This is a genomic window from Pseudomonas sp. Q1, from assembly GCF_009935975.1.
GTDB lineage: Bacteria > Pseudomonadota > Gammaproteobacteria > Pseudomonadales > Pseudomonadaceae > Aquipseudomonas > Aquipseudomonas palleroniana.
The window spans coordinates 132,250-154,765 of the sequence record NZ_QODI01000009.1; the positions used below are offsets into that span (position 1 = coordinate 132,250).

Below are 22,516 nucleotides of genomic sequence, written 5' to 3' on the forward strand. Positions count from 1 at the left end.
TTTACACATCAGCCACGGTCGTGCCCATGCTAAATCGCTTCGCACCCCTCGTGCCCCTCGCACTTGTTACCCTGTTGTTTGGTTGCGCCTCCCACCCTCAACAAGTGGCTGAGCAGCACAAAACCCAACAGCAGTCCCAGGCAAAATTCGTTGCTTCCCAGTCTTCGACTGTCTATGAAGAAGAAGTGGCAACCGAAAAGGAACTGGCCGACTTCGCCGGCAACAAGCCTTACCAGCTCCCAGTTCTGGCCGACAGCATTCTTGAACGCGGCATGTCCCTGATCGGTACCCGTTACCGTTTCGGCGGTACCTCTGAAGCCGGTTTCGATTGCAGCGGCTTCATCGGCTATCTGTTTCGTGAAGAAGCCGGCATGAACCTGCCACGCTCGACGCGCGAAATGATCAACGTGAATGCACCGTTGGTCGCACGCAACAACCTCAAGCCGGGTGATCTGCTTTTCTTTAGCACAGCGGGTCGTGGTCGTGTCAGCCACGCCGGTATCTACTTGGGCGATAACCAGTTTATTCACTCCAGCAGCCGTCGCAGCGGTGGTGTTCGCGTCGACAGCCTGGGTGACAGCTACTGGAGCAAAACCTTCATCGAAGCCAAGCGCGCACTCGCGATGGCCCCGACTACGGTTACCGCTAGCAAGTAAAGTTAAAGTGATACTTGAAGTTTGACGTGTAAGCGCTAGAATCCCTGGATATTGTTGGAATCCGTTCGCGCAAGCTTTGCTTGCGCGTTCTGGTTTTCAGCGTTCGGCAGCGAAAAGCCGCATCCAGACCAGGATTGTTCTGCCCATGTCGACCTCAGCCCGCCTCATTCTGCTTGTTTGTGCCGCGCTCCTCAGCGCCTGCGCAAGCCGCCCACCACCCGCTCCAGTGGCCGTCAAGCCCAAGCCGGTGTTCAATTACTCCACACAGAGTTTCTCGCCAGCTGCCGAAGACGTGCTCTTCCGTGCGCTGGGCCTGGTCGGCACGCCTTATCGTTGGGGCGGCAACACGCCGGATTCCGGGTTTGATTGCAGTGGCCTGATCGGTTTCGTCTACCGTGATGCGGCGGGCATCTCGTTGCCGCGTACCACCCGCGAATTGATCGTGATGCGTGCGCAGAATGTCAGTGAGGAAAACCTGCAAACCGGTGACCTGCTGTTTTTCGCCACGGGTGGCGGTTCGCAGGTCAGCCACGCCGGCATCTATGTGGGTGAGGGGCGTTTTGTACACGCCCCACAGACTGGCGGTACGGTGAAGCTGGATACGTTGGCCAAAGCGTATTGGCAGAATGCCTACTTGAGTGCCAAGCGCGTGCTGCCGGCAAACCTGGCTCGTAATCCATAAACACCGCCTAACGCTGCAACAAGCGGGTGCAATGCCCGCTTGCCGCTTTGGCTTGTCCGGCCAGCTTTAATTGACGCTCCACCCCCAACCCACTAACCTTCGCGGCTTGTTCCAGGTGCTCTGTGACCTAGGGGTCGACAGGGTGAAACAGGGAAGCCGGTGAGTGAGCGCACTTGTACACAGTGCTGCCGCGATCCCGGCGCTGCCCCCGCAACGGTAAATGAGTCAAGACGCTGCCTTTTGCCACTGTATCGCCCCGCGATATGGGAAGGCGCAACGTCGGCTTGCTCTTTTGTAGAGCGCCACTCATGAGCCCGGAGACCGGCCTGAAACATCCAACAGCATCACGGTGGGCGATGCTTGGCTGTCTGTTTGGTCTTTTTTCTGCCCGCCGTTTTTGTTCAGCCCCAACGGAGAGCTGCCATGACTGATTCCCCTGACCGCGATGAACGCCACCTGGCGCGCATGCTGCGCAAAAAAGCCGTCATCGATGAGCGGATTGCCAATTCCCCCAACGAATGCGGATTGCTGCTGGTGCTGACCGGCAACGGCAAAGGCAAAAGCAGTTCGGCGTTCGGCATGCTCGCTCGCGCCATGGGCCACGGCATGCAATGCGGTGTGGTGCAGTTCATCAAGGGGCGTAACAGCACCGGCGAGGAATTGTTCTTCCGCCGCTTCCCCGAACAAGTGCGTTTTCATGTGATGGGCGAAGGCTTTACCTGGGAAACCCAGGACCGTCAGCGCGACATCGCCGCTGCCGAGGCTGCCTGGGCGGTTTCCCGCGCAATGCTGCAAGACCCGAGCATTGGCCTGGTGGTGCTGGATGAGTTGAACATTGCCCTCAAGCACGGCTACCTCGACCTGGATCAGGTACTGAGCGACCTGCAAGCCCGCCCGCCGATGCAGCATGTGGTCGTGACGGGGCGCGGTGCCAAGCCTGAACTGATCGAAATGGGCGACACCGTCACCGAAATGGGCATGCTCAAGCACGCGTTCCAGGCCGGTATCAAGGCACAGAAGGGCGTCGAACTTTGAATCAGCCCCGTCATTGCCCGGCCGTGTTGATTGCCGCACCGGCGTCCGGCCAGGGCAAAACCACCGTCACCGCCGCGCTCGCCCGTTTGCACCGCAACCTGGGGCGCAAGGTACGCGTGTTCAAGTGCGGGCCGGACTTTCTCGACCCGATGATCCACGAGCGTGCCAGCGGTGCGCCGGTCTATCAGTTGGACATGTGGATGGTCGGCGAGCAGGAAAGTCGTCGTCTACTGTGGGAGGCTGCGGGGGAGGCCGACCTGATCCTGATCGAAGGCGTGATGGGCCTGTTCGACGGCACCCCGTCCAGCGCCGACCTGGCCCGTCACTTCGGCGTGCCTGTCCTGGGCGTGATTGACGGCACCGCCATGGCTCAGACCTTTGGTGCCCTGGCCCTGGGCCTGGCGCGTTACCAGCCGGACTTGCCGTTCGCCGGCGTGCTGGCCAACCGCGTGGGAACCCTGCGCCATGCGCAACTGCTTGAAGGAAGTCTCACTGAGGGCCTGCGCTGGTACGGCGCACTCTCCCGGGAAACCGGGATCGAGTTGCCCAGCCGTCACCTGGGGCTGGTGCAAGCCAGCGAATTGAATGACCTGGATGTACGCCTGGATGCTGCCGCCCAGGCCTTGGGCAGCAGCTGCGAGGTGGCTCTGCCGCCGCCGGTGAGCTTTGCCGCCCCGGAGCTGATCGAGGCCGAACCGCTGCTCGCCGGCGTACGTATTGCCGTGGCGCGCGACGAAGCGTTCGCCTTCACCTATGGCGCCAGCCTTGACGTGCTGCGGGCGATGGGCGCCGAGCTACGCTTCTTTTCGCCGATTCACGATCGTGAATTGCCTGACGTCGACAGCCTCTACTTGCCCGGCGGTTACCCGGAGCTGCACCACCGCGCGCTGTCGGACAACACACCGATGCTCGACGCCATCCGCGCCCACCACGCTGCCGGCAAGCCTTTGCTCGCCGAATGCGGCGGGATGCTCTACCTGCTGGACTCGCTCACGGACGTTGAGGGCACCCGCGCCGAACTGGTCGGCCTGCTGCAGGGTGACGCAGTGATGCAAAAGAAACTCGCCGCCCTGGCCCTGCAAAGTGTCGACTTGCCGGAGGGGGTGCTGCGCGGCCACACCTATCACCATTCCCTGACCAGCACCCAGTGGCAGCCGATTGCCCGAGGCTTGAGCCCCAATGGTGGGCGCGGCGCCGAAGCGGTTTATCGTCAGGGGCGGATGACCGCTTCGTACGTACACTTCTACTTTCCGTCCAACCCCCAAGCCGTTGCCGCGCTGTTTGCGCCCGATGTCGAGGTCGCAACCACACCATGAGTGACAACGCTTTCCCCCAGGCCGATCGCGACGCGGTCTACCGCGTTATCGCCGAACGTCGCGACATGCGTCACTTCAGCGGCGGCACGGTCGCCCCTGAGTTGTTGCACCGCTTGCTCCAGGCCGCGCACCAGGCGCCCAGTGTCGGGCTGATGCAACCTTGGCGGTTTATTCGCATCAGCGACCGCTCCCTGCGTGGGCAGATTCAACAACTGGTGGAGGACGAACGCGTGCGCACCGCCGAAGCCCTCGGTGAGCGCTCCGACGAATTCATGAAGCTCAAGGTCGAAGGCATCCACGACTGCGCCGAAGTCTTGGTGGCAGCGTTGATGGATGACCGCGAGCGGCATATTTTCGGGCGTCGCACCTTGCCGGAAATGGACATGGCGTCGTTGTCCTGCGCGATCCAGAACCTGTGGCTGGCGGCCCGCGTCGAAGGGTTGGGCATGGGCTGGGTCTCGCTGTTCGAGCCCCAGGCCCTGGCCGAGCTGCTGGGCCTGCCGCCCGGCGCGAAACCCTTGGCGGTGCTGTGCCTGGGGCCGGTGACCGAGTTCTACCCGGCGCCGATGTTGCAGCTCGAAGGCTGGACCGAACCACGGCCGCTGAGTGACATGCTGTATGAAAATGTGTGGGGAGTGAGTCAATGAGTGTGGCCTTGCTGTGTGTCGCCGCGGTGGCGCTGGATGCGTTGCTGGGCGAGCCGAGGCGTTGGCATCCGCTGGTGGCGTTCGGCAATTTCGCCGGGCGCATCGAGCAGCGCTTCAATACCGGTGGCCGTGGCTGGCGCAGCCATGGCGTGACCGCGTGGTGTCTCGCAGTGGTGCCGCTGACCGTGCTGGCCACGGCGTTGTCCTGGGCGCCCTACATGGGTTGGGTGCTGGAGATTCTCGCGTTGTACTGTGCACTGGGCATGCGCAGCCTTGGCGAGCATGTGATGCCGGTGGCCCAGGCGTTGCGCAGTGATGACCTGGAACAGGCGCGTACACGCGTGAGTTACCTGGTGAGCCGTCAGACCAGTGAGCTGGACTCCACCGCAGTCGCCCGCGCCGCCACCGAGTCGGTGCTGGAAAACGGCAGTGACGCGGTGTTCGCCGCGTTGTTCTGGTTCGTGGTGGCCGGTGTGCCGGGCGTGGTGCTCTACCGTTTGAGCAATACCCTGGATGCCATGTGGGGCTATCGCAACGAACGCTTCGAGCGCTTCGGCTGGGCGGCCGCAAAGATCGATGATGTACTCAACTATATTCCCGCACGCCTGGTGGCACTGACTTACGCCGCGCTGGGCAAAACCCGTCTGGCGCTGAAATGCTGGCGCACCCAGGGCCGAACCTGGGACAGCCCCAATGCGGGGCCCGTGATGGCGGCCGGTGCGGGGGCATTGGGTGTCGAACTGGGCGGCGCGGCGATTTATCACGGCGAGTTGCATCAGCGTCCACCGTTGGGCGAAGGCCCGGCGGCCGATGCCGATTCCATCGAGCGTGGCTGGCAACTGGTGCAGCGCGGCGTATGGTTATGGCTGCTGATTCTCTGCGCGGGGGCGCAATTCTATGCTTGAGCACGGTGGTCGGCTGCGTAAGGCAGCGATTCAGTACGGAATTGCCGAAGCCGATTGGCTCGACCTGTCCAGTGGCCTGGCGCCCTGGCCGTGGCCGATCCCGGAGATCCCGCTGCGGGCCTGGGCGCGGTTGCCGGAAACCGATGATGGCCTGGAAGCGGCGGCCAGTGAGTACTACGGCACCACGCATGTCCTGCCGGTGGCGGGTTCCCAGGCGGCGATCCAATTGCTGCCGCGCCTGCGTCGCACCGGTAAGGTCGGCGTGCTGTCGCCGTGTTATGCCGAGCACGCCGAAGCCTGGCGCCGCGCCGGGTATGTGGTGCGCGAGGTGCAGGAGCAGGAAGTCGACTTTTTCCTGGATGCCCTCGACGTGCTGGTGGTGGTCAATCCGAACAATCCCACCGGCCTGAGCCTGGCCCCACAACGCTTGCTGGACTGGCATTCACGCCTGGCCCAGCGCGGCGGTTGGCTAGTGGTGGACGAAGCGTTCATGGACGTTACCCCGCAACTGAGCCTGGCGGGGCAGGCCGATCAGGTTGGCCTGATTGTGTTGCGCTCGTTCGGCAAGTTCTTTGGTTTGGCCGGTGTGCGCCTGGGCTTCGTACTGGCCGAACGCAAGTTGCTCAAGTTGTTGGCCGAGCAACTTGGCCCCTGGACGGTCAGCGGGCCCACACGCGTGCTGGGCCAGGTGTGCCTGCGTGACAGCGCCGGGCACGCGCGTCAGCGTCAACGGTGCATCGACGCCGGCCGACGTTTGTATGAGCTGCTTGAGCGTCATGGTTTTCAGCCGCACGGCGGCTGCGCGTTGTTCCAGTGGTTGATCACACCGCACGCAGAACGCCTGCATGCGTTCATGGCTCATCGCGGCATCTTGTTGCGCCTGTTTGTCCACGACAGCAGCCTGCGTTTCGGCCTGCCTGACACCGATGCGGATTGGCTGCGACTCGATGCTGCCCTGACGGCCTACAAGGAAGCCGCATGAGTACGCTGATGGTGCAAGGCACCACTTCCGATGCCGGGAAAAGTACGCTGGTGACCGCGCTGTGCCGCTGGCTGGTACGCCAGGGCGTGGCGGTGGCACCCTTCAAACCACAGAACATGGCGCTCAACAGCGCGGTGACGGCCGAAGGCGGCGAGATCGGTCGCGCGCAGGCAGTGCAGGCCCAGGCCGCCCACCTGGCACCGCACACGGACATGAACCCGGTGCTGCTCAAACCCAATAGCGACACCGGCTCCCAAGTGATCATCCAGGGGCGCGCCGTGACCAGCATGAATGCAGTGGCCTATCACGACTACAAAGCCATCGCGATGCAAGCGGTGCTGGCCTCTCACGCACGGTTGAGCGCCGCCTACCCGGTGGTGATGGTGGAAGGCGCCGGCTCCCCGGCGGAGATCAACCTGCGGGCGAATGACATCGCCAACATGGGCTTTGCCGAAGCGGTGGATTGCCCGGTGCTGTTGATCGCCGACATCAACCGCGGCGGTGTGTTCGCCCATCTGGTCGGCACCCTGGAACTGCTGTCGCCCACCGAGCAGGCCCGGGTCAAGGGTTTTGTCATCAACCGTTTTCGCGGCGACATCGCGTTGTTGCAGCCCGGGCTGGATTGGCTGGAAGCGCGCACCGGCAAGCCGGTCGTGGGCGTGCTGCCCTACGTGATGGACCTGCACCTGGAAGCCGAGGATGGCATTGATTCGCGCCAGATCGACAAGGCGGCCCAAGTGCTCAAGGTGGTGGTGCCGGTATTGCCGCGCATCAGCAACCATACGGATTTCGACCCCCTGCGCCTGCACCCTCAGGTGGACTTGCAATTTGTCGGGCCGGGCCAGCCGATCCCGGCGGCCGACCTGATCATCCTGCCGGGCTCCAAAAGCGTGCGTAGCGACCTGGCGTATCTGCGCGCCAATGGGTGGGACACTGCCGTGGCCCGGCATCTGCGCTACGGCGGCAAGGTGTTGGGGATTTGCGGCGGTCTGCAGATGCTCGGCGAGCAGGTGCATGACCCGCTCGGGCTGGAAGGGCCGGCCGGGTCCAGCGAGGGCTTGGGGCTGTTGGCGTTCAGCACGACGCTGGCAGCCGAGAAGCAATTGCGCAACGTGCGCGGGCGCTTGTTGCTGGAAGACGCCGAGGTCAGTGGTTATGAAATTCATGCGGGGGTGACGTCCGGCGATGCGCTGTCGAAAGCGGCCGTGTTGCTGGACGATGGTCGTCATGACGGTGCCCAGAGTGCGGACGGGCAGATTCTCGGCACCTATCTGCATGGCCTGTTCGAGACGCCCGCCGCGTGTAGTGCCTTGCTGCGCTGGGCCGGTCAGGTCGACGTGCAAGCCGTGGATTACCACGCCCTGCGCGAGCGCGATATCGAGCGTCTGGCGGATTTAGTAGAGCAGCATCTGGATACCGATTTATTGCGCACTTTGTGTGGAGTGGCAGCATGCACCAACTGATTATCGGCGGTGCCCGTTCCGGCAAAAGCCGCCTTGCTGAAAAGCTCGCCACCGACAGTCGATTGTCCGTCATCTATATTGCCACCAGCCAACCGCTGGACGGCGAAATGAGCGAGCGCGTCGCCCAGCATCGCCAGCGGCGGCCCGAGCACTGGGGTTTGATCGAGGAGCCTGTCGAGCTGGCGCGGGTGTTGCGCGAAAACGCCGCGCCCGGGCGTTGCCTGCTGGTGGATTGCCTGACGCTGTGGCTCACCAACCTTTTGATGCTCGAAGATGCCGAGCGCTTGCTGCATGAGCGCGAACAGTTGCTGGAAACCCTGGCGTCTCTGTCGGGGGAAATCATTTTTGTCAGCAACGAGACCGGTCTGGGTGTCGTGCCGCTGGGCGAATTGACTCGCCGCTATGTGGATGAAGCCGGTTGGCTGCATCAAGCCTTGGCCGAGCGGTGTCAGCGCGTTGTCCTGACGGTTGCCGGCTTGCCCCTGACGTTGAAAGGTACTGCGTTATGACTGACACCTGGTGGCTCAACCCCTGCAAGGCCGTCGATGCCTCTGCGCATGAACAAGCGCTGGCGCGCCAGCAGCAATTGACCAAGCCGGCCGGTTCCCTCGGCCAATTGGAGGCTGTGGCGGTGCAGTTGGCCGGCCTGCAAGGCCAGCTCAAACCCTCGGTGGATCACGTGTGGATCGCCATCTTCGCCGGTGACCATGGCGTGGTAGCCGAAGGCGTGTCGGCGTTCCCGCAGGCAGTGACTGGGCAGATGTTGCACAACTTCGTCACCGGCGGCGCGGCAATCAGCGTGCTGGCGCGGCAGTTGGATGCGCAGCTGGAAGTGATCGACCTCGGCACCGTGACGCCCTCGCTGAATTTGCCCGGCGTGCGCCACCTGAACATTGGTGCGGGCACGGCCAATTTCGTCAGCGGCCCGGCGATGACTCAAGCGCAAGGTCGCCTGGCCCTGCAAGCGGGTCGTGACAGCGCCCGGCGTGCCTTGGAAGGCGGTGCACAACTGTTTATCGGTGGCGAAATGGGCATCGGCAATACCACCGCCGCCAGCGCTTTGGCGTGCGCCTTGCTCGATTGCCGGGTGAGTGACCTGACAGGCCCGGGCACCGGTCTGAATGCCCAAGGGGTCAGCCATAAAGTCGCCGTCATCGAGCGTGCACTCGCATTGCATGCCGATCAGCGTGACGATGCATTGCAGACCCTGTTCAACCTCGGCGGGTTTGAAATTGCAGCGTTGGTCGGTGCCTATCTGGCCTGTGCCCAGGAGGGCGTGGCGGTGCTGGTGGATGGGTTTATCTGCACGGTTGCCGCATTGGTCGCCACGCGCCTGAACCCGGCGTGCCGGGAGTGGCTGGTGTTCGGCCATGGGGGGGCGGAGCCGGGCCATCGGCCGGTGCTGCAAAGCCTCGCGGCACAACCGTTGCTGGCGCTGGGTCTGCGCTTGGGCGAAGGCAGCGGCGCGGCGCTGGCGGTGCCGTTGTTGCGCCTGGCTTGCGCGCTGCATGGGCAGATGGCGACCTTCGCCGAAGCGGCTGTGGCAGACCGTCCGGCATGACCTTGTACCTGGACCTGCTGCGCCACGGCGAAACCGAGTTGGGCGGTGGCCTGCGCGGTAGCCTGGACGACGCGCTGACCGCCAAGGGCTGGGAGCAGATGCGCAGCGCCGTGGTGGAGCGGGGCCCATGGGATCGGTTGATCAGTTCCCCATTGCAGCGTTGCGCGCTGTTCGCGCAGGAGCTGGGCGCACGCCTCAATCTGCCGGTGAGTCTGGAAAAGGATCTGCAAGAGTTGCACTTCGGCGCCTGGGAAGGGCAGAGCGCGGCGGCGCTGATGCAAACCGATGCCGAAGGGCTGGGCCTGTTCTGGGCCGACCCGTACCGCTTCACGCCGCCTGAGGGCGAGCCGGTCAGCGACTTTTCCAAGCGGGTGCTCGGCGCCGTCTCACGCCTGCATCAGGCGTATGCCGGCGAACGCGTATTGCTGATCAGCCACGGCGGTGTGATGCGCCTGCTGTTGGCGCGGGCGCGCGGTTTGCCTCGGGAGCAGTTGTTGAATGTCGAGGTCGGCCACGCTGGATTGTTCAGCCTGCAGGTGGCGGCCGATGGCGTGTTGACGGAAGGAGCCTGACGATGCTGCCGTTCTGGATCGCTCTGCAATTTCTGAGCAGCATGCCGATTCGTTTGCCAGGCATGCCGCAGCCTCAGGAGCTGGGGCGTTCGCTGCTGTTTTATCCATTGGTGGGCTTACTGTTCGGGTTGCTGTTGTGGGGCCTGAATATCGCGCTGATGGGCGCGCCGCTGTTACTGCACGCCGCGCTTTTGCTGACGGCCTGGGTGTTGCTCAGTGGCGGCTTGCACTTGGACGGCCTGGCCGACAGCGCAGATGCCTGGCTCGGTGGCTTCGGCGACCGCGAGCGCACGCTGACCATCATGAAGGATCCACGCAGCGGCCCGATTGCTGTGGTGACGCTGGGCCTGGTGCTGCTGCTCAAGTTCACCGCCTTGGTGGCCTTGATTGAGCAGCGCAATGGCGTGGCGCTGATCCTCGCGCCGTTGATCGGGCGGGCTTCGATGCTGGCGTTGTTCCTGACCACGCGTTATGTGCGTGCGGGCGGTCTGGGGCAGGCGCTGGCGGATCATTTACCGCGGATCGTCGGCCAGCAAGTACTTATCCTGAGTGGCTTGGCCTGCCTGCTGATCGGCGGCTTCAGCGGCGGTGTCGCCGTTTTAATCGCTGCGCTGAGCTTTTTCGGCTTGCGCCAATTGATGGTCAACCGGCTGGGCGGCACCACTGGCGACACCGCCGGGGCGCTGCTGGAGCTACTGGAAATGACCGTTCTGATCGCGCTGGTGCTGTAACACTTTCTTGCATTTTCTTAATCCCGGGTATATACACGCTCTATGCTTGCCTCCCAGTGTTTATGCACCAACCTGCGACGTGCCGCCCGTGGCGTCAGCAGGCATTACGACGGCGCTCTCGACGGCTTCGGGATCAACGTCGCCCAGTATTCTTTGCTGTGTAACCTGCAACGTCTCGACCAGCCGAGTATTTCCAGCCTGGCCGAGGCCATGGGGCTGGATCGCAGCACCTTGGGGCGCAATCTCCGAGTGCTGGAAGGGGAAGGGCTGGTGCAGTTGGTCGAGGGCGATGACCTGCGCAACCGCCTGGTGCTGCTGACTGCGGCGGGTGAGGAACGACTGGCCGCCGCCTTGCCGGCCTGGGAGGCGGCGCAGCAGAAACTGATCGATCGACTGGGTGCGCAGAAACGCGAAACCTTGTTGGCCTTGCTGGACGAACTCGCTTGAAAGCGAGTTTGTTCGAATACAAGCGGGTATATACCCGCGAGCGGAGAATAAGAAATGACCACGATGTGGCGCACCAGTGGCTGGGTTTTGTTGGGGAGTGCGCTGATCCTGGCGTTGTCCCTGGGTGTACGGCATGGCTTCGGCCTGTTCCTGGGGCCGATGAGCACCGAATTCGGCTGGGGGCGTGAGACGTTCGCCTTCGCTATCGCCCTGCAAAACCTGATCTGGGGCATTGCGCAACCCTTTACCGGAGCCTTGGCCGACCGTTTTGGGGCGACGAAGGCGGTGTTTGTCGGTGGCGTGTTATACGCCGTCGGCCTGGTGCTGATGGGCATGTCCGATTCGGCGTGGTCGTTGTCCCTGAGTGCGGGGTTGTTGATCGGTATCGGGCTGTCGGGCACTTCGTTCTCGGTGATTCTGGGAGTGGTGGGACGCGCCGTGCCACCGGAAAAACGCAGTATGGCCATGGGCATTGCGAGCGCCGCAGGTTCCTTTGGCCAATTCGCCATGGTGCCGGGCACCTTGGGTTTGATCGGCTGGCTGGGCTGGTCGGCCGCCTTGCTGACGCTGGGCATGATGGTGGCGCTGATCCTGCCGTTGGTCGCGATGCTCAAGGACAAACCGCTGCCCACCCTGGCCGGCCAGCAAACGATGCGCGAAGCCTTGAGTGAAGCCTGCTCCCATTCCGGCTTCTGGCTGCTGGCCTTCGGCTTCTTTGTCTGTGGGTTCCAGGTGGTCTTTATCGGCGTGCACCTGCCGGCCTATCTGGTGGATCAGCACTTGCCGGCGACCGTAGGCACCACGGTGCTGGCGCTGATTGGCCTGTTCAACGTATTTGGCACCTACACCGCCGGTTGGCTAGGTGGGCGCATGTCCAAGCCGCGCTTGCTCACTGGGTTGTATTTGCTGCGTGCGGTGGTCATCGTGCTGTTCCTGTGGGCGCCGGTGACTCAGGTCACGGCTTACCTGTTTGGCATGGCCATGGGCTTCCTGTGGTTGTCGACCGTGCCGCTGACCAATGGCACGGTAGCGACGCTATTTGGTGTGCGAAATCTGTCGATGCTCGGCGGGATTGTGTTCCTGTTCCATCAGCTCGGCTCGTTCCTCGGTGGCTGGTTGGGCGGCGTGGTCTATGATCGGACGGGCAACTACGATTTGATCTGGCAGGTGGCTATCCTGTTGAGCCTGCTCGCTGCGGCCCTGAACTGGCCGGTCCGTGAACGGCCGGTGGCGCGGCTGGAAGCACAAATGGGGACAGCATGAGTGTAACGGCGCGGTGTCTGGCAGTGGCGGCAGGTGTATTCCTGCTGTTGCTGGCCTGGTGGGGCTGGCAGAACGGTGGCTTGGCGTTGATGCAGTTAGGCATGGCGATCTGTTAAGTTCGGTGTCTGAACTGAACAAGGACCTTCGACATGTTGATGCGCTGGCTCGCTATACCCGTTCTGATGGCTGTTGGCAGTGTGGCCATGGCCGCCGATTGCCCGGCGCTGCTTGAGGGGCAATTGCCCAAGTTGCGGGCCAAGGAGTCCATCGATTTGTGCCAGCGCTTTGCTGGTAAACCCCTGGTGATCGTCAATACCGCCAGCTTCTGCGGGTTCGCCCCGCAATTCAAAGGGCTCGAAGCCTTGTACCAACGCTATAAGGGCCAAGGGCTGGAAGTGATTGGCGTGCCCTCCGACGATTTCAAGCAGGAAGCCAAGACCGGCGAAGAGACCGCCAAGGTCTGCTACGTGAACTACGGCGTGACCTTTACCATGACCGAACCGCAGACAGTCAAAGGCCCGGATGCGGTGCACCTGTTCAAGATCCTGGCGCAACAGAGCAGCGCGCCGAAGTGGAATTTCTATAAGTACGTGGTCGACCGGCAAGGCAAGGTGATCGGCAACTTTTCCAGTTTGACCAAGCCGGACAGCTCGGATCTGATCAAGGCGGTTGAGCAGGCGCTGGCGTCCAAACCCTGATCTTCGGCCACGAAAAAGCCCCGCCTCCTTTACGGGAGAGCGGGGCTTTTTTGTATTCAACTGGCGAGCCTGTGAGCTCGCAGTGAATCAGAACTTGTAGGTTGCACCCAAGCCGTAACCCCAAGCGCTGTTTTTATACTCGGAGTTGTAGGCGTTGCCTTTACCGGTACGGTTGACGTTGACTTCTTCTTCCCACAAGTAGGAAAGAGCTGCGTCGATAGTCCAATCTTCGTTAGGGCTGAAGCCCGCACCGAAACTGACGGCCTTACGGTCGCCAGTTGGGATGCGCACCGAGCGGTCAGTATTGTTGGTCGGCGATTGGTCAACCGAGAAGCCGGTACGCAGGACCCACTGTTTGTTGACCTGGAACGAAGCGCCAATGGCCGAAGCCCAGGTGTCATGCCAGTTTTGTGGCTCGTTGATTCGACCAATTGGGCCGGCCGCTCCTCCGAGGGCTGGCGAAACTCCTTGGTTGTTGACGGTGATTTCTTTTAGGCGGCTCCACCGAGTCCATGTGGTACCAGCATACAAGGTCCACTGGTCATCCAGCTTATGTGTGACCGAAAGGTCGTACGATTCTGGCGTGGTAATGTTCAACGATGCATCAAAGCGACCACCGTTGAAAGGACCGAACCCTACACCGGAAATATCGGTGTGGCCTGTGAGGTTATAAGAAACTTTGGAAGTATAGGTCAGGCCGATGTTCGTGCTCGCCCATGGCGTCACCAATATGCCTACCTTATAACCCCACGCAGTGTCATCACCCTTGATGTCGACCAGTCCGTCATTGCGGCCGAAGGTTGGAGCAAAAGGGGTGGCCGAGGTCAGATTGCCGCTGATCTTGTTGAAGGTTGGGCCAACACCTACCGACACGTACTCGTTGAAGGCGTAGCTGACAGTGGGCTGGATGGTGACGACCTTCACATCACTCTTCTTGCCGTAATAGCGGCTGGCAGAGGTGTTTTCGTAGTTGGTGATCAGGCCGAAGGGAGCGTATACACCCAAGCCGAAGGCCAGATCATCGGTCGCTTTTTTCACGGCAAACAGCATCGGGACTTTGGTAAATGGAACCATATCGCCGTCGCTGGTGCCGCCAGGTGGGCCACCGCTGGTATTTTTGATATCGGTTTTGGCGTCGATCGCTGCGACACCGGCAGTGATTTGATCGCGCTTCAAGCGCGACATACCAGCAGGGTTGCCGGCGACAGTACTTGCATCATCGGCAGATGAGGAGCGCCCCGCAAAACCTGTGCCCATCCCACTGATGCTTTGCTCGTTCAAGGCAAAGCCGCTTGCGAACAGTTGGGAAGATGCCATGGTAACGGCGAGGCTAAGTGTGGTCTTGAGCATTACTTTTTTCATTATTAGAACTCCGTGGTGATCACCGCTGCGGAAAGTAGCAATAAATTTGAGTTAGCGCTATAGGCCGTAAATCAGGAGATAGAGCGGTTTTGTAGGACAATCCGACCAGATTCGCCGTTTTTAGCCGAATCTTGCAAAACGCCTGATCAACAAGTCACCTGATTCATGGGTGAAACACAGGTTTGCCACGCACGGGTGAAATCCCGCAGCCGGCCTTGAGGGTGAAATATTTCTTTCCAGATACGCGCCATCGCCAATACATCACCTGGCGGGGGTAGGGCTGGGCTGTGTTGTTCCACCAGTAACCAGGCGATTGCCGTGGCGTAGCGCAAGTTCACCGTCAGCTCCAGCTGCGGGGCGCTCAGGAATGCATGTTGGCTGGCCAGCCCACGCACGAGGCTGGCACGTTCGGGGTCGAGTGCCAGGTAGTCGTCCCAGAGGGCGCGGTGCCGAGGTTCGGTGATGCTGTATAGGCCGTGGCCGCGCCGATCATGCAGGGCGGAACCCAGTTCCGATTGGCTGGCGGCGATGCCCAGCAGCAGGGATTCGGCTGTCGGATCATGGCGGCCGAGGTACATCAAGGTCGGCCGGATCACATAACGACACAATTCGCTGGCGGCGATACCCATACAAGCCTCAATCCATGAAAGTGGATGACGAGGCCTGAGAGAGGAGGGCTTGGCAGCGGTGAATTGGATCTCAGGCCCCGTCGGAAGCGGATCATGCCGCCTGAGTTGAAGTGTAGTGTCATATTTGCGATGTAAAGGACTGTTTTTAAAATATTTCCTTCATTTAGTTATAACGTTTATATCTATTTGAACTTAGTATAAAAGCTCAACTACCGAATTTCAGGCAATAAAAAACCCTGCCGTCAGACAGGGTTTTTGTATTTCAGCGACCTGGGTCGATCAGGCAGTCAATGCCTGACGGGTGCGATCGATCACAGCCTGCAGCGGTTCGGCGCTGGAGTATTGATCGGGGTACAGGCGTTCGCTGTGACGTGCGATGCCGTGTTCGTTGACCAGAGTGAAGCTGAAGCAGCCTTTGCGAGCAGCCATGATCAGGCAGTTCATTGGGGCAAAAGCGTTAGTGAGGGTGCGAATGGCATCCTGAGTGTGGATTTGAGCGTTCATATTATTGGTGTTCCTACAAATGACACGGATAAGAACCGTGCAACGTTAAAACGTTCCAGTAACGCTGATCACCATTGACCAAGCGAAGAACCCGACTGGAACAAAGCAGCCAGTTGAAGCGCTGATAAGTTTGGCGCGCTTGGGCTGGCAGGTAGGTACTTAGGAGGGCAGGCGACACAACAAGGGCAAAGGTTCTGGGCCCGGGGTGAAGATCCTGATCAATTTGCAGGTTGGTTCGGTCAGAGTATTGAAACTTGGCGGCACCCTTTGCTTGTTCAAAGGCAGTGTCGTCGCAAGTGATACCTGGAAACCATCGAGGTGGTCGATCCCGTGCTTTTCAGGGGACTTGTTCGACCAGAATTGACTTTCAGCTTGGTACTAACGCCGCGGATAGTAACGGATTGAAACAAGGAAGGGAAGTGTGCTAGCTGAAAAACTTCAATCAGGCACCGAGCAGGCCACGATAGACCAGTACGGTCAGGGATGCGGCCAGCGCACAGCCCAGGCCGTAAGCCGCGATTGTCAGGCGTAGGGACTGGCCGGCTTCGATCACCTTCATCACGTCGCGCATGTCACTGATCCTGCCTTCGCCCAGTTCGATGCACAGGCTGGTCGCGGTAAAGGCGGCCGATAGCAGGATGGCGCCGGCAAACAGCGCGCCGTCGGGTGAAGGCAGTACTGCATTGATTCCCAACGAGGTCGCGCATACCGCCAGCAACAGCACGGCGAATAACAGAATGCCTTTCATGGATGCTTTCACGGTTGCGTTGTCGGTGGGCAGTGTGGCGAGGCGGGACGGATTTGAAAAGTCCCTGGCTCTGCCTTGTCGGTAACATTTTCAGGCGGTGTGGGACCAAAAAGCTCCCTTGATATAACCATTGGAAGGGGACTTGTGCACATTAGTTGCGGAGTGTGTAACCGGTTTGTCAACCGTCCGCAAGGGGCTTCGTTAGCCTGTATTGGAAATTTAAGTCAATGAAAAATCTCGCTTTTTTTTATTGGTGAAAAAATCGTCAGTTTGACTGCGGCCCCCATTCCATGGGCCTTTGGGAGAGTTAAAGAGAGGTTGTCCACTGAGTTATCCACAGCTTCTGTGGATTGTCCCAAGCGCTTGCTCTAGAACGGGCCGGCAGGTTTTTTTCAGCTTTACCTGTACGAAAAAAAGAGTAGAGTGGCGCGCCCTCCGTTCTGTCCCACAGTGCTTTATGAAGTTTCGCTCAGTATCACCCACTGTTACCGATACCCCTCAAACTGTTACCGCACCCAAGCGCTTCTCCTTGAAGGTCGCTTTGTGGCTGCTCGATAGCCCGCGCCTGGGGCAGAGCACCAACATCAAGCACTTCGCTGGGCGCTTGCTCAAGCAGCCGGCCCGTGAAGGCGTGGTCGCCGCACAAAGCCGCCTGGGGCAATTGATGTGCCGTGAATGCGGCAACGCCCGCGACCGCCGCATCGGCCACGACCTGTTGCGCCTGGCGGCTCGCGCCGGTGACCGGCGTGCTCAACGCGAACTGGGTCAAGTCGAAGACTGAGCTGTCTTCCTGCCCTGTGCTTGGTTAACCTTGCTCTATTTCGGTGAAGGCAGAAATGGCTATGGTTTTAGACTGGACCAGTATTGCCTTGGGTCTTGCTGGTGCAGCAGTGCCGTTATTGGCGCTGTGCTGGCAGATTCAGCGGCGGCTGACGGCGCGCATGGCCGGCTGGGAATTGCTCGAAGAGCGCTTGGCGAACGCACAATTGGCCCAAGAAGGAATTGCCGCCCAGCTGGATGCGAGCCGTGATGAGATCAGTGACCTGAGCCAGGCGAATGCCGCCAAGCAAGCCGAGCTCGCCGCCGTGCGCCGCGAAGTCGAGCTGTTGCAGATCGACCGTGATAATGCCCGCGACGCCGCTCACGCGTGGAACCTCGACCGCAATGCCAAGGACACCGAACTGCGTCGTCTCGACGCACTTTCGGCGGCGCTGCGTGCCGAGCTGCGTGAGCAACAGGACAGCCATCAACAACGCCTCGCGGATCTGCAAGGTTCGCGCGATGAACTGCGCGCGCAATTCGCTGAACTTGCCGGCAAGATTTTCGACGAGCGTGAACAGCGCTTTGCCGAAACCAGCCAGGAGCGCCTGGGTCAATTACTCGACCCCCTCAAGGAGCGCATCCAATCCTTTGAAAAGCGCGTGGAAGAAAGCTACCAGAACGAAGCCCGCGAGCGCTTTTCCCTGGCTAAAGAGCTGGAGCGCCTGCAGCAACTGAACCTGCGCCTGTCGGATGAAGCCACCAACCTGACCCGTGCGCTCAAGGGCCAGAAAACCCAGGGCAACTGGGGCGAACTGATCCTGGAGCGCGTGCTGGAACATGCAGGGCTGGAAAAGGGCCGCGAATACCAGACCCAGGTCAGCCTCAAAGGCCCGGATGGCGAGCGTTTCCAGCCGGACGTGCTGATCATGTTGCCTGGCGACAAACAGGTGGTGGTGGATTCCAAGGTCAGCCTGACCGCCTATCAACAGTATGTGGCGGCAGATGACGAGGTGATCCGCCAAGCGGCGTTGAAGCAGCATGTACTGTCCCTGCGCAATCACGTAAAAGGCTTGGCCGACAAGGACTACAAGCGCCTGGAAGGCTTGCACAGCCTGGATTTCGTGTTGCTGTTCGTGCCCATCGAGGCGGCATTTTCCGCCGCATTGCAGGCCGAACCGAACCTGTTCCAGGAGGCCTTCGACCGTCATATCGTAATTGTCAGCCCCACGACGCTCTTGGCCACCTTGCGCGTGATCGACAGCCTCTGGAAGCAGGAGCGCCAAAGCCAGAACGCACGGGAGATTGCCGAGCGTGCCGGTTGGCTCTACGACAAGTTCGTGCTGTTTATCCAGGACCTGGATGAAGTGGGCAACCGTTTGCAACAGTTGGACAAAGCTTACAGTGCGGCACGAAACAAGCTGACGGATGGACGAGGAAATCTGGTCAGCCGTACCGAGCAATTAAAACTGCTCGGCGCGCGTGCGAGTAAAAGCCTGCCGGCGGATTTGCTCGAGAGGGCGATGACCGATGCCGATGGTGTGGTGCATTTACCTGAGTAAGCGCACGGCCTCTGCCGCCTGATTACAGGGGCAGATGCCGGCTCAGTAGCGCCCGCAACGCCGCCGGCTTGACCGGCTTGGCCAGGTAATCCAAGCCTGCTGCATGCACCTCGGCCACCGTTTCTGGCCGCCCGTCGGCGCTGATCACGACTCCGGAGATGGGCTCTGCCATTTGTGCGCGCAGCCATCTCATCAGTTCGGTGCCGGTTTCGCCGCGGTCCAGGTGGTAATCCACCAGCGCCAGTTGCGGGCGCACACCGTCAGCCAGAAGGGCCGCGCATTGCGCCTGGTCGGTGGCAGTCCACACCTCGCAACCCCATCGCGTCAGCAGGCTGCGCATGCCGATCAGGATGCTTTCTTCGTTGTCCACACACAGGACCTGCGCGCCGCTTAACGGTTGCCCATTGTCTTGCGTGGCCTTGAGCTGCGGGCTGGCCTGGTTGCGCGCCAAGGGCACGCGCACGCTGAATACACTGCCCTTGCCCGGCCACGAACGCACACTCAGGGTATGGCCCAGCACACGGCACAAGCCATCGGCAATCGCCAGGCCCAGGCCCAGCCCCTTTTCGGCACGTGTCTGATGGCTGTCGAGGCGCTTGAACTCTTCGAAGATCACCTTTTGCTTGTCCTGTGGAATGCCGGGGCCGCGGTCCCAGACTTCCAGGCACAGCTCGCCCTGGCGTCTGCGTACGCCAAGCAGCACCGGGCCGTCGGCGTAGCGGAACGCGTTGGTGAGAAAGTTCTGCAAAATCCGCCGTAGCAGCTTGATGTCGCTGTCGATCCGCAACCGGCTTCCGCGCAGCCGGAAACGCAGGCCTTGTTCCTGGGCCAGCGCCTTGAATTCAGCGCCCAGGGCGTCGAACAGTTCGTTGAGGACAAAGGGCTGACGCTGCGGATTGATCTTGCCGTTTTCCAGGCGAGAGATATCCAGCAGGTCGCTGATCAAGTCCTCGGCGGAACGTAGCGAGCTGTCCAGGTGTTGCACCAATTGCCGGGCTTCGGTGGACAGGCCGTCGTGCTGGTGGGAGAGGGCGGCGGAGAACAGTCGTGCCGCGTTCAGCGGCTGCATCAGGTCATGGCTCACCGCAGCCAGGAAGCGGGTCTTCGACTGGCTGGCGGATTCCGCCACACTCTTGGCATCTGTAAGCGCGACATTGAGCTGCGATAGCTCATGGGTGCGCTCGGTCACCCGCTGCTCCAGGCCCTCGTTGGCTTCGGTCAAGGCTTGCTCGGCTTCGCGGAATGCAGTGATGTCGGTGAAACTCATGACAAACCCACCGCCGGGCATCGGATTGCCGATCAGCTCGATCACCCGACCATTGGGGAACAGGCGTTCGGACGTATGCGCGCGGCCCTGGCGCATCCAGTGCAGGCGTCGAGCCACATGCACTTCCGCTTCGCCGGGGCCGCACAGGCCACGTTCGGCGTTGTAGCGAATGATGTCGGCAATGGGCCGGCCGACGCTGATCAAGCCCTCGGGGTAGTTGAACAGCTCCAGGTAACGGCGGTTCCAGGCCACCAGCTTCAGCGACTGGTCGACCACGCTGATGCCCTGGGTGATGTTTTCAATCGCGCCTTGCAGCAATGCCCGGTTGAATTGCAGGACCTCGGAGGCTTCGTCAGCGATGCGTACGACGTCTTCCAGCTGCATTTCTCGGCCTTCAATCGCAGCCTTTACTACGGCGCGCGTCGAAGAGGCGCCGAGCACACCCGCCAACAGGCGTTCGGTATGAGCGATCCAGTCATTGTCGGCGTTCTGGTTAGGGTTGAAGCCTTTGCCCTGACGATAGGCAAAGCGAATAAAACTTTGCTGGGCACGTTCTTCACCGACAAAACGTGCAGCGAGGCTGAGCAGGTCGCTGATCTGCACCGACAACATGGAGCGAGCGCTGGCGCGCTGGTGGATTTCCTGGCCAATAAATCGCCCGGCCTGCCAATGCTCGGAGACCCGTGTGCGCGACAGCATCGAGACCCACACGAACAACGTGAAGTTACCCGCCAGGGAAAACACGGTACCCAGGGTCAGCGACGTGACGGACAAGCCGAGCGGGTGGGAATGCATCCACGTCAGCCCTGGGAAAAGGCTGAGCGACCACCCCAGGCTCTTCGCGGTAACCGGTAGGACCAAGGTGTAAAACCACAGGAATGTGCCCGCTGCCAACCCGGCAAACACGCCACGACGGTTGGCCTGCTTCCAGTACAGCGCGCCGAGCATCGCCGGGGCCAGTTGGGTGACGGCCGCAAAAGCGATCTGGCCGATGGTGGCCAGGCTCGCGGTGGAGCCGAGCAGGCGATAACTCACGTAGGCCAGCAACAGGATGAGCACAATACTGACCCGACGTACCGACAGCATCCAATGACGGAACACTTCGAATGGCCGTTCGGCGCTGGAGCGTCGCAGCAGCCACGGCAGCAGCATGTCGTTGGAAACCATGGTCGACAAGGCGATGCTGGCGACGATCACCATGCCGGTGGCGGCTGATGCACCGCCGATAAACGCCAGTACCGCGAGGGCCGGATGGGCTTCGGCCATGGGCAGGCTGATCACGTAGGAGTCTGGCAATACCGAGCCGGGCAACAGCATTTTGCCGCCCAGGGCGATGGGAATCACGAACAATGCGGCGAGGATCAAGTAAGCCGGAAACACCCACTTGGCCAGGCGCAGATCCTGGGGATCGATATTCTCCACCACCGTGACATGGAACTGCCGGGGCAGGCAGATAATCGCCATCATGGCTACGCCGGTCTGCACCACCATTGACGGCCAGTTGATCGTCTCTTTCCAGTACTCCTCCAGGCGTGGGGCGAGTACCGCCTGGGTGAACAGGTCGCCGAAACCGTCGTACAGGCCGTAGGTTACAAACGCGCCAACCGCGAGAAACGCGAACAGCTTGACCAGGGATTCAAATGCAATCGCCAGCACCATGCCACGGTGGTGCTCGGTGGCATCGAGGTTGCGCGTACCGAACACAATGGTGAACAGCGCCAGCACCAGTGATACGACCAAGGCCGTGTCCTGGGCGCGAGTGCCCGTGGTGTCAGGGCCGGAACCGATCAACAGGTTCACGCCCAGCACAATGCCTTTGAGCTGCAGGGCGATATAGGGCAGTACACCGACCAGGCAAATCAGTGCGACAACCACGGCCAGGGATTGGGACTTGCCGTAGCGGGCGGCGATAAAGTCGGCAATGGAGGTGATGTTTTCCTGCTTGCTGATCAGAATCATCTTCTGCAGCACCCAGGGTGCCAGCACCAGCAGTAGCACTGGCCCCAGATAAATCGCTAAAAACGCCCACAATTGTTCGGCGGCCTGGCCTACGGCGCCGAAGAAGGTCCAACTGGTGCAGTAAACGGCCAGCGACAGGCTGTACACCCAGGCACGCATGCGCGGCGGCAACGGCGCGTGGCGGCGATCGCCGTAAAAAGCGATGGCAAACATAATGGCCATATAGGCCAGGGCAACGGCGGCGATCAGCCCGCTGGACAGCGTCATGGTAACTCCGAAACTGAGAACACCCGGGCATTCCAGGCCCGGCTGGACAGTCTCGCATGATGTTTGGGGTTAGTCAGTGTCGACCAAGGTCTGAGCGCGACTTGGTGTCGCGGGGTGGCAGGGTCTTCTGGCGCAGAATATAGATCGTTACCAGCACCGCGCTGGTCAGCATGAAGCCACGTGCCCAGGGCAAAGGGACGAGGTAGCAGGAAAAACCGATGCTCAGCCACATCAAGCCGATGGCGTAGACCTTGCCCTTGAGCGGAATGCCATTGCCGTCCAGGTAGTCACGAATCCATGGGCTCAGGCGCGGGTGTTCCACCAGCCACTGATAGAAACGCGGGGAGCTTCGGGCGAAGCAGGCGGCGGCGAGGAGCAGGAAGGGGGTGGTCGGCAACACCGGCAGGAAGATACCGATCACTCCCAGCGCTACGCTGAGCCAGCCGATGGCCAGCAGTGCGTAGCGCAGGAGCAGCGAGCGATTGCCCATGGGGGGCATGG

The 22,516-nt window shown here is 61.1% G+C and carries 23 protein-coding genes and 1 riboswitch; of the genes, 17 read left to right on the top strand and 6 right to left on the bottom strand.

Annotated elements, in window-relative coordinates:
• Positions 1–26 precede the first annotated feature (26 nt).
• From DK870_RS15925 to DK870_RS15995, 15 genes are all read left to right on the top strand, one after another.
• Complete coding sequence (locus DK870_RS15925; RefSeq protein WP_090369459.1) at positions 27–656, top strand: C40 family peptidase; 630 nt, start codon at positions 27–29, stop codon at positions 654–656.
• A gap of 145 nt (positions 657–801) precedes the next feature.
• Positions 802–1,338: a C40 family peptidase gene (locus DK870_RS15930; RefSeq protein WP_060756090.1), complete on the top strand. Its 537-nt coding sequence runs from the start codon at positions 802–804 to the stop codon at positions 1,336–1,338.
• 96 nt (positions 1,339–1,434) lie between these two features.
• Positions 1,435–1,683, top strand: a riboswitch (cobalamin riboswitch).
• A 78-nt stretch (positions 1,684–1,761) separates the two neighbouring features.
• Positions 1,762–2,373 carry a cob(I)yrinic acid a,c-diamide adenosyltransferase gene (cobO, locus tag DK870_RS15935; RefSeq protein ID WP_060756089.1) on the top strand — a complete coding sequence of 204 codons (612 nt, stop codon included), beginning with the start codon at positions 1,762–1,764 and terminating at the stop codon, positions 2,371–2,373.
• Positions 2,370–3,689, top strand: coding sequence for a cobyrinate a,c-diamide synthase (locus DK870_RS15940; RefSeq protein WP_060756088.1), 1,320 nt, complete (start codon positions 2,370–2,372; stop codon positions 3,687–3,689). Before cobO ends, DK870_RS15940 begins: the two co-directional genes overlap by 4 nt.
• A complete protein-coding gene (gene bluB / locus DK870_RS15945) occupies positions 3,686–4,336 on the top strand; it encodes a 5,6-dimethylbenzimidazole synthase (protein ID WP_060756087.1) in 651 nt (216 codons plus the stop codon). Before DK870_RS15940 ends, bluB begins: the two co-directional genes overlap by 4 nt.
• On the top strand, positions 4,333–5,241 hold the full coding sequence (gene cbiB / locus DK870_RS15950) for an adenosylcobinamide-phosphate synthase CbiB (protein ID WP_161549109.1): 909 nt from the start codon (positions 4,333–4,335) through the stop codon (positions 5,239–5,241). Before bluB ends, cbiB begins: the two co-directional genes overlap by 4 nt.
• Positions 5,234–6,223 (top strand): threonine-phosphate decarboxylase CobD, encoded by a 990-nt coding sequence (cobD, locus tag DK870_RS15955; protein ID WP_161549110.1) that lies wholly within the window; start codon positions 5,234–5,236, stop codon positions 6,221–6,223. The genes cbiB and cobD overlap by 8 nt, the downstream gene beginning before the upstream one ends.
• Positions 6,220–7,686 carry a cobyric acid synthase gene (locus DK870_RS15960; RefSeq protein ID WP_161549111.1) on the top strand — a complete coding sequence of 489 codons (1,467 nt, stop codon included), beginning with the start codon at positions 6,220–6,222 and terminating at the stop codon, positions 7,684–7,686. Before cobD ends, DK870_RS15960 begins: the two co-directional genes overlap by 4 nt.
• Positions 7,674–8,195 (top strand): bifunctional adenosylcobinamide kinase/adenosylcobinamide-phosphate guanylyltransferase, encoded by a 522-nt coding sequence (gene cobU / locus DK870_RS15965; RefSeq protein WP_161549112.1) that lies wholly within the window; start codon positions 7,674–7,676, stop codon positions 8,193–8,195. The genes DK870_RS15960 and cobU overlap by 13 nt, the downstream gene beginning before the upstream one ends.
• Positions 8,192–9,247 carry a nicotinate-nucleotide--dimethylbenzimidazole phosphoribosyltransferase gene (gene cobT, locus DK870_RS15970; protein WP_161549113.1) on the top strand — a complete coding sequence of 352 codons (1,056 nt, stop codon included), beginning with the start codon at positions 8,192–8,194 and terminating at the stop codon, positions 9,245–9,247. Before cobU ends, cobT begins: the two co-directional genes overlap by 4 nt.
• A complete protein-coding gene (cobC, locus tag DK870_RS15975; protein ID WP_161549114.1) occupies positions 9,244–9,819 on the top strand; it encodes an alpha-ribazole phosphatase family protein in 576 nt (191 codons plus the stop codon). Before cobT ends, cobC begins: the two co-directional genes overlap by 4 nt.
• Positions 9,820–9,821: 2 nt before the next feature.
• Positions 9,822–10,550: an adenosylcobinamide-GDP ribazoletransferase gene (locus DK870_RS15980; RefSeq protein ID WP_161549115.1), complete on the top strand. Its 729-nt coding sequence runs from the start codon at positions 9,822–9,824 to the stop codon at positions 10,548–10,550.
• Between the two features lie 42 nt (positions 10,551–10,592).
• On the top strand, positions 10,593–10,997 hold the full coding sequence (locus DK870_RS15985; RefSeq protein ID WP_060756079.1) for a MarR family winged helix-turn-helix transcriptional regulator: 405 nt from the start codon (positions 10,593–10,595) through the stop codon (positions 10,995–10,997).
• Between the two features lie 54 nt (positions 10,998–11,051).
• Positions 11,052–12,260, top strand: a complete 1,209-nt coding sequence (locus tag DK870_RS15990; RefSeq protein ID WP_060756078.1) for an MFS transporter — start codon at positions 11,052–11,054, stop codon at positions 12,258–12,260.
• 149 nt (positions 12,261–12,409) lie between these two features.
• Entirely contained in the window at positions 12,410–12,958 is a 549-nt protein-coding gene (locus DK870_RS15995; protein ID WP_161549116.1) for a glutathione peroxidase, read from the top strand.
• 87 nt (positions 12,959–13,045) lie between these two features.
• Here the strand turns inward: DK870_RS15995 and DK870_RS16000 are convergent, their stop codons facing one another.
• The 4 genes from DK870_RS16000 to DK870_RS16015 all read right to left on the bottom strand — a co-directional run bounded on the left by DK870_RS16000 (position 13,046) and on the right by DK870_RS16015 (position 16,201).
• Positions 13,046–14,320 (bottom strand): OmpP1/FadL family transporter, encoded by a 1,275-nt coding sequence (locus DK870_RS16000; RefSeq protein WP_161549117.1) that lies wholly within the window; start codon positions 14,318–14,320, stop codon positions 13,046–13,048.
• 146 nt (positions 14,321–14,466) lie between these two features.
• Entirely contained in the window at positions 14,467–14,949 is a 483-nt protein-coding gene (locus tag DK870_RS16005) for a hypothetical protein (RefSeq protein WP_060756075.1), read from the bottom strand.
• 279 nt (positions 14,950–15,228) lie between these two features.
• Complete coding sequence (locus tag DK870_RS16010; protein ID WP_003193022.1) at positions 15,229–15,453, bottom strand: hypothetical protein; 225 nt, start codon at positions 15,451–15,453, stop codon at positions 15,229–15,231.
• 442 nt (positions 15,454–15,895) lie between these two features.
• Positions 15,896–16,201: a hypothetical protein gene (locus DK870_RS16015; protein ID WP_104994444.1), complete on the bottom strand. Its 306-nt coding sequence runs from the start codon at positions 16,199–16,201 to the stop codon at positions 15,896–15,898.
• A gap of 457 nt (positions 16,202–16,658) precedes the next feature.
• Here DK870_RS16015 and DK870_RS16020 point away from each other — a divergent pair, with 457 nt between their 5' ends.
• Both DK870_RS16020 and rmuC read left to right on the top strand, forming a co-directional pair.
• Complete coding sequence (locus DK870_RS16020; protein WP_060756072.1) at positions 16,659–16,982, top strand: hypothetical protein; 324 nt, start codon at positions 16,659–16,661, stop codon at positions 16,980–16,982.
• A 61-nt stretch (positions 16,983–17,043) separates the two neighbouring features.
• Entirely contained in the window at positions 17,044–18,522 is a 1,479-nt protein-coding gene (gene rmuC / locus DK870_RS16025; RefSeq protein ID WP_161549166.1) for a DNA recombination protein RmuC, read from the top strand.
• A 22-nt stretch (positions 18,523–18,544) separates the two neighbouring features.
• On the opposite strand, the gene DK870_RS16030 is transcribed toward rmuC, so the two are convergent.
• On the bottom strand, positions 18,545–22,015 hold the full coding sequence (locus DK870_RS16030) for a PAS domain-containing hybrid sensor histidine kinase/response regulator (RefSeq protein WP_161549118.1): 3,471 nt from the start codon (positions 22,013–22,015) through the stop codon (positions 18,545–18,547).
• Positions 22,016–22,088: 73 nt separating this feature from the next.
• A complete protein-coding gene (locus DK870_RS16035) occupies positions 22,089–22,514 on the bottom strand; it encodes a YbaN family protein (RefSeq protein WP_178126873.1) in 426 nt (141 codons plus the stop codon).
• Between the last annotated feature and the right edge of the window lie 2 nt (positions 22,515–22,516).